The organism is Stenotrophomonas sp. Steno-Z2 (assembly GCF_056393235.1).
The window spans coordinates 31882-44449 of record NZ_JBWJOY010000002.1; the positions used below are offsets into that span (position 1 = coordinate 31882).

General features: G+C 71.9%; 12 protein-coding genes. 5 read left to right on the plus strand and 7 right to left on the minus strand.

The features are described 5' to 3' along the window. Nucleotides 1-255 precede the first annotated feature (255 nt). Nucleotides 256-3201, plus strand: a complete 2946-nt coding sequence (locus AC06FP_RS05090) for a bifunctional diguanylate cyclase/phosphodiesterase (protein WP_478074769.1) — start codon at nt 256-258, stop codon at nt 3199-3201. 95 nt (nt 3202-3296) lie between these two features. Here the strand turns inward: AC06FP_RS05090 and AC06FP_RS05095 are convergent, their stop codons facing one another. Continuing rightward, the gene (locus AC06FP_RS05095; protein WP_456119311.1) at nt 3297-3746 is read right to left on the minus strand and encodes a hypothetical protein; all 450 of its coding nucleotides are present in this window, start codon (nt 3744-3746) and stop codon (nt 3297-3299) included. A gap of 24 nt (nt 3747-3770) precedes the next feature. On the opposite strand from AC06FP_RS05095, the gene AC06FP_RS05100 reads away from it, so the two are divergent. Both AC06FP_RS05100 and AC06FP_RS05105 read left to right on the plus strand, forming a co-directional pair. Next, the gene (locus AC06FP_RS05100; RefSeq protein ID WP_478075288.1) at nt 3771-5051 is read left to right on the plus strand and encodes an SDR family oxidoreductase; all 1281 of its coding nucleotides are present in this window, start codon (nt 3771-3773) and stop codon (nt 5049-5051) included. Further along, a complete protein-coding gene (locus tag AC06FP_RS05105) occupies nt 5032-5502 on the plus strand; it encodes a DUF2269 family protein (protein WP_456119310.1) in 471 nt (156 codons plus the stop codon). The genes AC06FP_RS05100 and AC06FP_RS05105 overlap by 20 nt, the downstream gene beginning before the upstream one ends. 16 nt (nt 5503-5518) lie before the next feature. On the opposite strand, the gene AC06FP_RS05110 is transcribed toward AC06FP_RS05105, so the two are convergent. Beyond that, nucleotides 5519-6472, minus strand: a complete 954-nt coding sequence (locus AC06FP_RS05110) for a helix-turn-helix transcriptional regulator (protein WP_456119309.1) — start codon at nt 6470-6472, stop codon at nt 5519-5521. A gap of 122 nt (nt 6473-6594) precedes the next feature. On the opposite strand from AC06FP_RS05110, the gene AC06FP_RS05115 reads away from it, so the two are divergent. Both AC06FP_RS05115 and AC06FP_RS05120 read left to right on the plus strand, forming a co-directional pair. After that, nucleotides 6595-7452 (plus strand): NIPSNAP family protein, encoded by an 858-nt coding sequence (locus AC06FP_RS05115; RefSeq protein WP_478074770.1) that lies wholly within the window; start codon nt 6595-6597, stop codon nt 7450-7452. After that, on the plus strand, nt 7449-8084 hold the full coding sequence (locus AC06FP_RS05120; protein ID WP_478074771.1) for a LysE family translocator: 636 nt from the start codon (nt 7449-7451) through the stop codon (nt 8082-8084). The genes AC06FP_RS05115 and AC06FP_RS05120 overlap by 4 nt, the downstream gene beginning before the upstream one ends. 38 nt (nt 8085-8122) lie before the next feature. Here the strand turns inward: AC06FP_RS05120 and AC06FP_RS05125 are convergent, their stop codons facing one another. The 5 genes from AC06FP_RS05125 to AC06FP_RS05145 all read right to left on the minus strand — a co-directional run bounded on the left by AC06FP_RS05125 (nt 8123) and on the right by AC06FP_RS05145 (nt 12475). Continuing rightward, nucleotides 8123-8533: a (R)-mandelonitrile lyase gene (locus AC06FP_RS05125; RefSeq protein WP_478074772.1), complete on the minus strand. Its 411-nt coding sequence runs from the start codon at nt 8531-8533 to the stop codon at nt 8123-8125. Between the two features lie 34 nt (nt 8534-8567). After that, nucleotides 8568-9065 (minus strand): cyclophilin-like fold protein, encoded by a 498-nt coding sequence (locus AC06FP_RS05130; protein ID WP_478074773.1) that lies wholly within the window; start codon nt 9063-9065, stop codon nt 8568-8570. Continuing rightward, complete coding sequence (locus tag AC06FP_RS05135) at nt 9065-10282, minus strand: MFS transporter (protein ID WP_478074774.1); 1218 nt, start codon at nt 10280-10282, stop codon at nt 9065-9067. Before AC06FP_RS05135 ends, AC06FP_RS05130 begins: the two co-directional genes overlap by 1 nt. Nucleotides 10283-10373: 91 nt before the next feature. Then, on the minus strand, nt 10374-11408 hold the full coding sequence (locus AC06FP_RS05140; RefSeq protein ID WP_478075289.1) for an alpha/beta hydrolase: 1035 nt from the start codon (nt 11406-11408) through the stop codon (nt 10374-10376). Nucleotides 11409-11419: 11 nt separating this feature from the next. Continuing rightward, nucleotides 11420-12475 (minus strand): NAD(P)-dependent alcohol dehydrogenase, encoded by a 1056-nt coding sequence (locus AC06FP_RS05145; RefSeq protein ID WP_478074775.1) that lies wholly within the window; start codon nt 12473-12475, stop codon nt 11420-11422. Nucleotides 12476-12568 lie beyond the last annotated feature (93 nt).

A 12568-nucleotide genomic window follows, 5' to 3' on the forward strand; every position in this document is an offset into this window, starting at 1 on the left:
GCAGCAGCCCGGGAACGGCGATCCGGGTGTCACTGCCGCGTGCGGCCGCACCGCGTTGGAGGGGTGCTGCAGTACCTGGCGGACTTGGCTACCATCCGCGCGGATTCTCACGCGGCAACGACGGCCCGATCACCTCGTGCTTCCTTTCCTTCGCCCATGTTGGGCGCGGGATCGCGTCGCGCGGGATCCAGGACGGCGCGACACCCCGATACGCCGCGAACACAAGCGGCGTGGAGCCGAAGCGGAGGCTGGAGAGTGACACCGAAGACCGGCGACGGTGCGGCGCCCAGGGCGCCGTGGATCGGCATGCTGCTGGGACTGGCGCTCAGCGCCGGCCTGGTCGCGATGGTGGTGCATGGCGGCTTCGCCCGGCTGGACGCCGCGCGCCGGCAGAGCGCGGCGGTCGCGGCCGGCATCGACAAGCTGCTCCGGTACGAGATCCGCAATCTGGAGCGCGCGCTCAACGGCATGGCCACCGAGGCGGACGGGTACGCCGCCGACCCGGCGGCATGGGACCTGCCGGGCGCGATCCGCGGCGTGGTCGCGCGCAATGGCGAGCTCCAGGACATCGACCTGGTGGGACGGGACGGGCGCCTGCTCTACCACGGCGTCGACGCGCCGGCGCGTGCGGTTCCGCCGGACGTGCTGCGATCGAGTGCCACCGGCCGGCTGGTGCCCGGCGCCGTGCTGCACGAGGGCAGGTCGCAGCCCGTGGTGCCCTTGGTCGTGCGCACGCCGAAGCAGAACTGGCTGGTCGCGTACCTACATGCGTCCGAGCTCCAGGAGATGCTGGGCGATGCCGACCTGGGCAGGCGCGGCAGCATCACCCTGCTGGGCGCCAGCGGCCAGGTATTGGCGCAGCGGCGCCCCGGCGCGTGGCCGCCGGCCACCGCCGCGAACGCGCCGCCGCTTCGCCCGTCGTGGCTGCATTCCCTCGCGGCGCCGATCGTCGGCAGGTCCGCGGCGAGCGGCTATCCCTTCGAAGTGGTGGTTTCCCTGTCGCGGCGCGACGTGCTGGCGCCCTGGTTCGCTTCGTCCGCGGCATCACTGGGCCTGCTCCTGCTCTATTGGGCCGGAATGATCCACCTCACGCGGCGCGTGGCCGCGGCCGAAGCGGTCCGGCGCACGGTCCATGCCGAACTGCAGCGCCAGGCCGACTGGCTGGGCAAGGCGCAGGAGGCGGCGCGCATGGGGGTATGGGCGATGGACGCGGTCAACGACGAGGTGCACGCCTCCGCGCACGCCCGGCAGCTGTTCGGCCTGCCGCCGGGGACCGCGCCGCTGCCGGCGCGGGCGTTCTTCGAGCGCATCCACGAGCGCGACCGGAGCCGCATCGAGGCCGAGTTCGCCGATGCCTGGAACCGGGGCGCCGCCTTCGCCTTCGAGTACCGCGTGGCGCTGCCCGATGGCGCGGTGCGCTGGATAAGCGCGCGCGGCGCGCCGGTCGCCCACCACGACGCGGGCCTGCGCATGACCGGCACCATCGCCGACATCACCGAACGCCGCCGGCAGCAGGCGCGGCTGCAGCGCGCCGAGGCGCAGTTCCGCGAGCTGTTCGAGCGCAACCCGCTGCCGTTCTGGGTGTTCGACATCGCCACCCTGCGCTTCCTGGCGGTCAATGCCGCCGCCGTGCAGCGCTACGGCTATTCGCGGGAGGAATTCCTGGCGATGACGATCCTGCAGATCCGCCCCGAACAGGCCGCCGACGAGGTACGCGACTCGGTGGCCGACACCGCCGAGCCGCGCGATTCCCGGCCCGTCTGGCAGCATGTCACCCGCGACGGCCGGCTCATCCACGTACGCGTCCACAGCAGCACCATCCGTTTCGACGGCCGCGACGCGCGGCTGGTGCTGGCCGAGGACGTGAGCGAGCGCGTGGCGTACGAGCGCGACTTGGAATGGCGCGCGACCCATGAGGAAAGCACCGGCCTGCTGCACCTGCGTGCGCTGCTGGATGCCGTGGACGCACGCGGCGCCGCCGGCGGCACCGGCACGCATGCCTTCGTCCATGTGCAGCTGCGCGATCTGGAACTCGTCTCGCCGACCTTCGGCCCGCGCACCCGCGACGAGATCGTGCTGCACGTGGCGCGCCGCATCGAACAGGTCGTGCAGCGCCATGGCCTGGTGGCCTACCTGCCTTCCGACGCATTCGTGCTGGCCATGTGGCAGGCGGAGAACTGGCACGAGCTGGTCGACGAGATGAAGGCCGCGCTCGCGGCGCCCATCGAATCGGCCACCGGTCGCCACCGGGTACAGGCCTGGCTGGGCGTCGCCTTCCAGCAGGCCGGCGAGCCCGCCGAGCAGGCCGCCGGGCATGCGGTGCTGGCCGCGCTGGAGGCGCGTGCGCACAACCAGGCCTCGATGCTCTACTCGGCCAGCATGGCCGAACGCGCGGCCGAACGGCTCGCCACCGTCGGCCGGCTCCGCACCGCGCTGGCGAACGAGGAGTTCGAGCTGGTCTACCAGCCCATCCTGCGCATCGGCGACGGCCGCGTCACCGGTGCCGAGGCGCTGCTGCGCTGGCGCGTGGACGGCCGCCATGTTTCCCCGGCCACCTTCATTCCACTGTGCGAGGAATCGGGAATGATCGTGCCCATCGGCGAATGGGTGATCGACCAGGCGGCGCAGGCGCGGCAGCAGCTGGGCGCGCGCGGCCACGACGCCATCTCCATCGCGGTCAACATCTCGGCGGTGCAGTTCATGTCCGGCGCGGTTCCGCGCAGCCTGCGGCGGGTGCATGCGCGCTACCGGCTGCCGCGCGGCGCCCTGCACGTGGAACTGACCGAAACGGCGATGCTGCAGCGGCCGGAGATCGCCCGCGCGGCGATGGAGGAACTGCAGCGCGAAGGCGTATGCGTGTCGATAGACGATTTCGGCACCGGTTTCTCCAGCATGGGCTACCTGCGCGACCTGCCGCTCAACCATCTCAAGATCGACCGCAGTTTCGTCCAGGACGTGCACCGCGATCCGCGCAACGCCTCCATCTGCCAGGCGCTGATCGCGCTCGGCCGTGGCCTCGGCCTGGAACTGATCGCCGAAGGCGTGGAGCACCCGCTCGAACTGCAGTGGCTGCGCGGGCACGGGGTGGACAGCGCGCAGGGCTTCCTCATCGCGCGGCCCATGCGGCTGGAGGATTTCGCATCGTGGCTGGACGATCACCGCGATTCCGGCGGCGCGGGCGCCGCAGCGGACGCCGGCTAGTGGCGCCCCACCGGCCGCAGGCCTCTACACCGGCCTCACGGCGATGCATGCGCCGCGAATGCGCGATCGCCGAGCATGGCGTGGAGTACGCGGCATCAGCGCCTGGATCGGCGCCGGGAGAGCAGCCACGGCAGGGCGAGCCCGGCACCGAACATGGCGTAGATGCAGAACATGTCCGTAGGTCGAAGCCGCCTTTCGAAGCCCGGCGTCAGCCGCGGCGGCACGACCTTGTAGTCCACCAGGTAGGCGGTGGCCGCGGTGGCTGATGCCAGCGCGAGCGTGCGGCGCGGCGAGGACCGTCCGTTGCGCAGCGCTTCGAATGCCGTGGCCCAGAACACCGAGGAGGCGTGATGAATCAGGTAGCCGGTCAGGGTATGGCGCAGGCTCCAGCCGGTGCGCAGGTGCGCCTGCCGCGGCCAGATCCAATGGCTGGTGGCGTTGGTGCCGGCGGCCGCGGCGCGGCTGCGGCGGTGGCTGAACCAGGACACCAGCAGGCTGGAACAGACGCTGGCGCAGCTGCCCGAGCACAGGGCGCGGGCCAGCACGCGGCGCCAGAACGGGCGTTGACGGTGTTCATCGCCGGCGGCAGCGGCCTGATCGGCGGCGCGCTGGCGGACAGGCTGGAGCGCTCGGGGCATGCGGTGATCCTCGGCGTGCGCGACGTGGCTGCCATGAAGCGGCGGCGGCCGGGAGCGCACGTAGTGCGTTTCGATTTCGTGGCGCCGGAGGTTGAGGCGCTGGCCGATGCGCTGGCCGGCACCGACGTGGTGGTGAACGCCGCGGGCGTGTTCAAGGAAGGACGGCAGCAGAGTTTCGACGACGTCCACGTGAACGGGCCGTGCAGCCTTTTCCGGGCCGCGGCACTGGCCGGCGTCGCCCGCGTCGTGCAGCTCTCGGCGCTGGGCGCGGAGCTGGACGCGCCCACGCCGTACTGGCGCAGCAAGGCGCGCGGCGACCGCTGCGCGCGCGCCTTCCCGGGCACGTCGGTGGTGGTGCGGCCGTCGCTGGTCTATGCCGACGACGGTGCCAGCAGCCTGTTGTTCCAGCGCCTGGCCACGCTGCCGTGGCTGCCGCTGCCGGCCACGACGGCCGACGTGCAGCCCATCCACCTGGACGACCTGGTCGAGGGCCTGGTCGCCCTGCTGGAACACCCCGATCCTCCACCGCAGATCGATGCGGTCGGTCCGCGGGCGCTGCCGCTGGCGTCCTACCTGCGGGCGCTGTCGCCGCTGGATGCGCGCCCGCCACGCGTGCTGCGCATTGCCGACCGCGTGGCGCGGACGGCGGCCAGCGCGCTGCGGTGGCTGCCGGGCCAGCCGGTCGACGGCGATGCGCTGCGCATGCTCGCCCGGCCCAGTACCGGCGACGCGGCGCCATGGCGCGCACTGCTGCGGCGCGAACCGCGCGACCCCGCCGCCTTCATCGCGCCGGCGCGGCGGCCGGCCCTGCGCCGCGCCGCGGTGCTGGCCAACATGCTGCCGCTGCTGCGCGCCAGCCTGTCGCTTACCTGGCTGTATACCGCCTGGGTATCGCTGTTCGTTTTTCCGCAGGCCGCCAGCATCGACCTGCTGCTGCGCGCGCATGTCCCGGCGGCCCTGGCACCCGCATCGCTGCATGCCGCCGCGGCGCTGGATGCGGCGCTGGGCCTGGGCATGTGGGTACGACGCTGGCGGCGGGCGGCTTACCTGGTCCAGATCGGCATGGTGCTGTTCTACAGCGTGGTCATCGGCCTGTGGCTGCCGGAGTACTGGGCGCATCCCTATGGCCCGATGATCAAGAACCTGCCGCTGCTCGCCCTGACCCTGCTGCTGCTCTGGCTGGAGGCCCCGCGTGGACATCGTGCTGGTTAAGTACCTGCATATCCTTTCCTCGACCTTCCTGTTCGGCACCGGCGTGGGCACCGCCTTCTACCTGCTGTTCGCCAGCCGCGGCCGCGATCCGCGCGTGGTGGCGGCGGTCGCGCGGCTGGTAGTGGTGGCCGACTGGATCTTCACCGCCACCACCGTGGTGTTCCAGCCGCTGTCCGGGCTGTACCTGGCCCATCGCCTGGGCATCCCGCTGGGCACGCCGTGGCTGTACTGGTCGCTGGTCCTGTTCCTGATCGCCGCCCTGTGCTGGCTGCCGGTGGTGCGCCTGCAGATCCGCCTGCGCGACATCGCGCAGGCGGCGGCGGACAGCGGCCAGCCCCTGCCCCTGGAATACGACCGGCACCTGGGCGCCTGGGCCGCGCTGGGCGTGCCGGCGCTGCTCTCGTTCCTGGCCATCTTCTACCTGATGACCGCCAGGCAGACGTTCTGGTGAAGCGCGGTGAAGTCCGTCAGGCCGACGCCAGGCGCTGCAGCCGCGCGGCCTGCGCCTGCAGGGCGTCGCGCAGCGCCGCGGGGCGGCGCACCTGGAAGTCGAACGGCAGCCGCGACAGTTCGCGCGCGAACCAGTCCAGGTCGTCGGCCTGCGCGCACAGCCGGGTGCCCTCGCCGCTCGGCTCCAGTACGCCGAGGGCGTCGAAGATGCCACGCCGCGCGGTGGCCAGGTCCGCGTGCAGCAGCACCTCGATGGCGTGCGCGCGCGGCAGCGTGGCCACGGAAGCAGCCAGATGGGCGAGGATGTCGAAGCCGTGCGGGCGGCCGAAGCTGGCCGGCATGGCCTGCACCTGCTCGATGCGGTCGAGCCGGAACGAGCGCACGCCGCCGCGCAGGTGGCAATGGCCGACCGCGTACCAGCGGCCGCCGCGCCAGGCCAGCCCCCACGGATCGAAATCGCGCTCGCTGGTGCCGCCCGCGGCGCGGTAGCGCAGGTGCACGCGCTGGCGCGACTGCGCCGCCTGGCTCAGCACGCCCAGCGCGGCGCTGTCCACGCCGCCGTCCGTGCCGGCGCCGGCGATATCCAGGGCGACGCTGTCGTCGATGGCGCGCGCCTGCCGTTTGAGGGCTTCTGGCATCACCCGTTCCAGCTTGGCCTGCGCGCTGGCCGACGCCGGCGCCGCGCCGGCCAGGCCGAGGCCGCGCGCGGCGAGCAGGCCCACCGACAGCGCCAGCGCCTCGTCATTGCTGAACACCATCGGCGGCAGCCGGAACCCCGGCACCAGCGCGTAGCCGCCATAACGGCCGCGCTCGGCGGTCACCGGCACGCCCATCGCTTCCAGCGTGGCGACCTGGCGGCGCAGGGTGCGGCCGTCCACGCCCACGCGCCGCGCCAGTTCCGGGCCGCTCATGCGGCCATGGGCCTGCAGCAGTTCGAGCACCGCCAGAACACGGGTGGTCGGGAGAGTCATGACCGCGCTTCCGGATTCAATCAGGACGCATTCTGCCCTGATTGGCTTCTACGGTAGCGCGGTGCCCGGCGAGTGGCCCCTTGCGACCGCCTGTCGGTGATCCATCCAACCGGGGAAACTCGATGACGCTTGCCGCCCGCCTCTCGCTGTCCGCCAGCCTGTGCGCCCTGCCCCTCGCGGCGCAGGCCGCCCCTGCACCCGCCATGCCGCCGCCGATGGAGACGGTGGCGCACCTGCACGACTACCAGGTCATCGAGTTCCGGCGCTACGTCACCGCCGCGGGCCGGCGCGGCGACTTCGCGCGCTATTTCGATGCCTATTTCCCGGAAGCGTTCGAGCAGCTCGGCGCGATGGTGTTCGGCCAGTTCGCCGAGCGCGGCGACCCGCAGCGCTTCACCTGGCTGCGCGGATTCCACGACCTGCAGGCGCGGCCGGTGGTGAACGCCGCCTTCTACTACGGACCGCTGTGGCGCGAGCACCGCGCCAAGGTCAACGCGATCCTGCCCGACAGCGACAACGTGATGCTGATGCGGCCGCTGCACCCCGGCCGCGGTGTCGCCGTGCTGCCGGCGGTCGATCCGGTGGCGGAGCCCGGCGGTGCCGGCGGCATCGTCATCGCGCAGGTGTTCGCGGTGGAGAAGGACGACCTCGACACCTTCGCCAGGCATGCCGAACGCGCGTTCGCGGCCTACGACGGGCCGGGCGTGCATGGCGCCGGCGTGCTGGTGTCGCTGGACGTGCCCAACAACTTCCCGCAGCTGCCGGTCCGCGGGGACGGCCCGTGGCTGGTGTGGCTGGGCGTATGCCGCGACGAAGCGGCATTGCGCATGCTGTCGCCGCGGCTGGAAGCGGCCGAACGCGAACTGGGCGCCGGCGGCGCGCTGCGCGGGCCGGTCGAACGCATCGTCATGGACCCCACGCCGCGCTCGCGGCTGCGCTGGCTGCCGTTCGATGCCACCGCCGCGCAGGACGCGCCATGACCGGCGCCGCGCACCTGTGGCTGTTCTTCGTGATGGTGCTGGGGGTGGTGCTGCTGCCGGGCCTGGACATGGCCTGCGTGATGGCCAACGCCCTGGTCGGCGGCCGGCGCGCGGGCCTGCTGGCGACCGCCGGCGTGATCGCGGGCGGCGCCTGCCACGTGCTGATGGGGGTGCTCGGGATCATGGCAGTGCTGGCGCTGGTGCCCGCCGCCTTCAACGTCATGCTGCTGGCAGGCGCGCTCTACATCGCCTGGATCGGCGTGTCGCTGCTGCGCAGCCGCGCCACTTTCGGCGCCCTGCCATCGGTGCCGGCGCGCGGCGGCGGGGCGAGCTTCGGCCAGGGCCTGCTCACCAGCCTGCTCAATCCCAAGGCCTACCTGTTCATGCTGGCGGTGTTCCCGCAGTTCCTGCAGCCGGGCAACGGTGCGCTGTGGCTGCAGGCGGTGGTGCTGTGGGCGATCATCGCCGCCTGCCAGGCCGGCGTGTACGGCTCCATGGCGCTGGTCGGCGAGCGCGTGCGCGCCTGGCTGGAATCGCGGCCGACGGCCAACCTGCGCGTCGCGCGCGGCGTCGGCGCGCTGCTGGTCGCGGTGGCGGCTTTCACCGCGTGGGAAGGCTGGCGGCTGGCATAAGGGCGCAGGGAGGCACCGGCCCCATCGCGTCCGTTCGCTCAGCCGCGCGGCGGCCCCGCCAGATACTGCGCGTCGCTGACATGCTCGGCCCATTCGACATTCCTGCCGTCCAGTGCTTCCTGGATGGCGATATGGGTCATGGCCGTGGTCGGCGATGCGCCATGCCAGTGGCGGTGTCCCGGCGGGCACCAGATCACGTCGCCGGCGCGGATCTCGACGATCGGGCCGCCCTCGCACTGGGTCCAGCCGCAGCCGGCGGTGACGACCAGGGTCTGCCCCAGCGGATGCGTATGCCAGGCCGTGCGCGCGCCCGGCTCGAAGGTGACCGCGGCGCAGGAGACGCGGGCCGGTCCGGGCGGCGTGTTCAAGGGGTCGATGCGGACCGTGCCGGTGAACCACTCGGCAGGGCCCTTGACCGAGGGCTGGGAGCCAGCGCGTTTGAGTTCCATGGAATGCCTCGCTTCTTGGATGAGGGCGTTGGGATCAGTCATCCGCGGCCGGCTCAATGCGAACCTGCACCGGCCCTGGATGCCGCAGCGCCTGCAGGTCGCCGTCGATGCGGCCCAGCCGGACCAGACCCTTCGAGTAGCCGAACGGTTTGTGGAAGATCGCCAGATTGCCCCACGGCGCGTAGAAGGCCAGATCGCCCGCAACGGGAGTCACGCCGGCGGGCGCGCCCACGGTCGAGAGCGGCCGTGGCAGCGGCGCGATCTTCTCGGTCGCGGCGTAGTCCTCCAGCTGCAGGTTCAGTGGCAGCTGCGCGAGGAAGTCGCGGGTAGCGGCGCCGTCCTCCAGCGTGGCGGACAACGCGCGGCCATCGATCAGCAGTCGGATCTTCATCGAACGGTTCTCCGGTGTGGCGGCAGCCTGTGGGCGTGCGGCAGCATGGGGATCATCCTGCTGCGCGCATGCAACTGGCGCGAGGGACAGCAGACACAGCAAGGCGAGCGGCAATCGCAAGGCACGGGTATCGGCACGCATCAGCGCCCCGCTCCCATCGCCATCCGCCGCTGCGTTCCCGCGGTCCAGCCCGTCAGCAGCGCCGCCAGCAGCAGGATCGCGGCGGCGGCGACCAAGGTGGCCTGGTAGCCACGGCCGTCGAACAGCACGCCGCCCACGGTCGACCCCAGCGCGATGGAACACTGCACGACGGCGACCATCAGCCCGCCGCCGGCCTCGGCGTCGTGGGGAAACGTCTGCGCCACCCAGCTCCACCATCCCACCGGCGCCGCGGTGGCGAGCAGGCCCCACAGCGCCAGCAGCGCCGTCGCGGCCCACAGCCAGCCACCGGTGGGAATCAGCACCAGCGCAATGGCGGCCATCGCGACCGGAATGACGACCAGCGTGCGGTACAGGCCGCGCCGCAGGAACGCACCGATCGCCACGGTGCCGAGGAAGCCGGCGACGCCGATGCCCAGCAGCACCAGCGACAGGCCCCGCGGGTCCACGCGCGTCACCAGCTCCAGGAAGGGGCGCACGTAGGTGAACAGCGCGAACTGGCCCATGAAGAAGGCGCCGCACGCCACCATGCCCAGCAGCACCACCCTGCGCCGCAGCAACTGGAGCCCCTGCCCGCGCGTCGCGCCGGTCGCCGCGGCCATGCGCGGCAGGCTGATCCATTGCCAGGCGAACGCGATCGCCGCTACCGGGAACAGGCACAGGAACGCCCCCCGCCAGCCGATCACCGCGCCCAGGTAGCTGCCCAGCGGCGCGGCGATCACTGTCGCCAGCGCGTTGCCGCCGTTGAAGATGGCCAGGGCGCGCGGCACCTGGTCGGCGGGCACCAGGCGCATGGCCGTGGCCGCCGACATCGACCAGAAACCGCCGATCACCACGCCGATGAACGCGCGGCCGGCCATGTAGGTCGGGTAGTCCGGGGCCAGCGCGACGACCACGCCGGACAGCGCCATCAGCGCGGTCAGCGCCAGCAGCAGCGTCCTGCGGTCCATGGCGCCAGCCAGCCGCGTGATCGACAGGCTGGTCAGCACCGCGAAGGCGCCGGAAATGGCGATGCCGTAGCCGGCCCGCCCCTCGCTGACGCCCAGATCGGCCGCCATCGGCGTCAGCAGGCTGACCGGCATGAATTCGGAGGCGATCAGGGCGAACACGCACAACGTCATGGCGAACACGCCGCCCCAGCGGGCGCGCTCGCGGCCGGCGTCCTGCGGCGCGGCGGCGGATATCGGGGAAGAGGTCATTGCGGTTCCATCGGGATGAAGGACGCCGCGCGCCCGGTGGGGCGCGGTCGTCGACAACGGTGGGGCGAATGCGCCGGAGCGCGCGCGGCGGCTACGGCGCCGGCAGGTTGTGCCGGAAGAACGAGGCCAGCCGTTCGAACGGGATCAGGTCGGTGCGGTCGTACAGGTCCACGTGCCCGGCGCCCTCCACCCAGAGCAGTTCCTTGGGCTCGCCGGCCAGGCGGTAGGCCTGTTCGCTGAACTCCCTGGAGTGCGCCTGGTCGCCGCTGATGAACAGCATCGGCCGCGGCGAGATCGTCTCGATGTCGTTGAAAGGGTAGAAGTTCATGAACTTCACGTTGCTGCTCAGCGTCGGGTGCGTGGTCAACTCGGGCGACGAGCCGGCCGGCGTGAACGCGCCGCGCGGGGTGCGGTAGAAGTCGTGGAACTCGCGCTGGATCGGGTGGGTATCGGCCTGGAGCCGGTGCACGGTGCCGCTGGTGTAGCGCGTCGCGCCGCCCTCGGCCTCGACCCAGCGCTGCCGCGCGGCCTCGTCGATGATCGCCTGGCGCTGTTCCAGCGTCTGCGAATGGTTCAGTGCGTCGCGGTTGGCCGCGCCCATGTCGTACATGCTCACCGTGGCGATGGCCTTCATGCGCGGATCGATCTTGGCCGCGCTGATCGCGAAGCTGCCGCTGCCGCAGATGCCCAGCACGCCTATCCGCTCGCGGTCGACGAAGTCCTGTGTTCCCAGGTAGTCCACCGCGGCGCTGAAGGCTTCGGCGTAGAGGTCCGGCGCCACCGCGTTGCGCGGCTGTCCCGCGCTTTCGCCCCAGAACGACTGGTCGATGGCCAGGGTGACGAAGCCCTGCTCGGCCAGCTTCTGCGCGTACAGGGTGGCGCTCTGTTCCTTCACCGCGCCCATCGGGTGACCGACGATGATGGCCGGGTAGCGCCTGCCGGGCTCGTGGTCGCCGGGCAGGAACAGGTTGCCGGCGATGCGCATGCGGTACTGGTTGTCGAAGCCCACCTTGCGGTGCACGAGCCGCTCGCTCCAGTAGAAATTGTCCGCACCGTGGGACAGGTCCTGCGCCGGGGCGGCGGGGATCGCGGCGGCCAACGCCAGCGCGAGCAGCAGCGTTCGCATCGGCATCGGCCTCATCGGGACAGGGTGGCGTTGTCGATGACGAAGCGGTATTTCACGTCGCCAGCCAGCATGCGCTCGTAGGCGGCGTTGATGCCGTCGGCGGCGATCAGCTCGATGTCGGCGACGATGCCGTGTCCGGCGCAGAAATCGAGCATCTCCTGGGTCTCGGGAATGCCGCCGATCATCGACCCGGCCAGGGTGCGGCGCTGGGTGATCAGGTTGAACACGTTCGGCGAGGGGTGCGGCGTGGCCGGCGCGCCGACCAGCACCATGGCGCCGTCGCGGCGCAGCAGCGCCAGGAAGGCATCCAGGTCGTGCGGCGCGGCCACGGTGTTGACGATCAGGTCGAAGCTGCCGGCGTGCGCGGCCATCGCCTCGCGGTCGCGCGAGACCACCACCTCGTCGGCGCCCAGCGCCAGCGCGGCCTCGCGCTTGGAGCCGGAGGTGGTGAAGGCGACCACGCGCGCGCCCAGCGCATGGGCCAGCTTGATGCCCATGTGGCCGAGGCCGCCGATGCCGACCACGCCGACCTTGCGCCCCGGGCCGGCCTGCCAGTGGCGCAGCGGCGACCAGATGGTGATGCCGGCGCACAGCAGCGGCGCCACCGCCGCCAGCTGCGCTTCGGGGTGGCGGATGCGCAGCACGTAGCGTTCGTGGACGACGATGCGTTCGGAGTAACCGCCCAGCGTCCAGCCCGGCGCATCGGCGGTCGGCCCGTTGTAGGTGCCGACCATGCCCTGGCAGTAGTTCTCCAGGCCCTCGGCGCAGTCCGCGCAGTGGCGGCAGCTGTCGACGATGCAGCCCACGCCGACCAGGTCGCCCGGCGCGAAGCCGCTCACCTGCCCGCCCACCGCCGACACCCGGCCGACGATCTCGTGGCCCGGCACGCACGGGAACCGGGTGCCCTGCCATTCGGCGCGCACCTGGTGCAGGTCCGAATGGCAGATGCCGCAGTAGGCGATGTCGATCTGCACGTCGTGCGGGCCCGGCACGCGCCGGGTGATGTCGAGCGGTTCCAGCGGGCGGTCGCCGGCGTGGGCGCCATAGGCTTTGACGGACTGGGTCATGTCGGCTGCATCCGGATGGGAGGTGGGGGCATTCTGCGCCTCCTTTATTGCAATGATTAGCCGATGGATTCTTTTAAGGTCTATTAGCCCTGC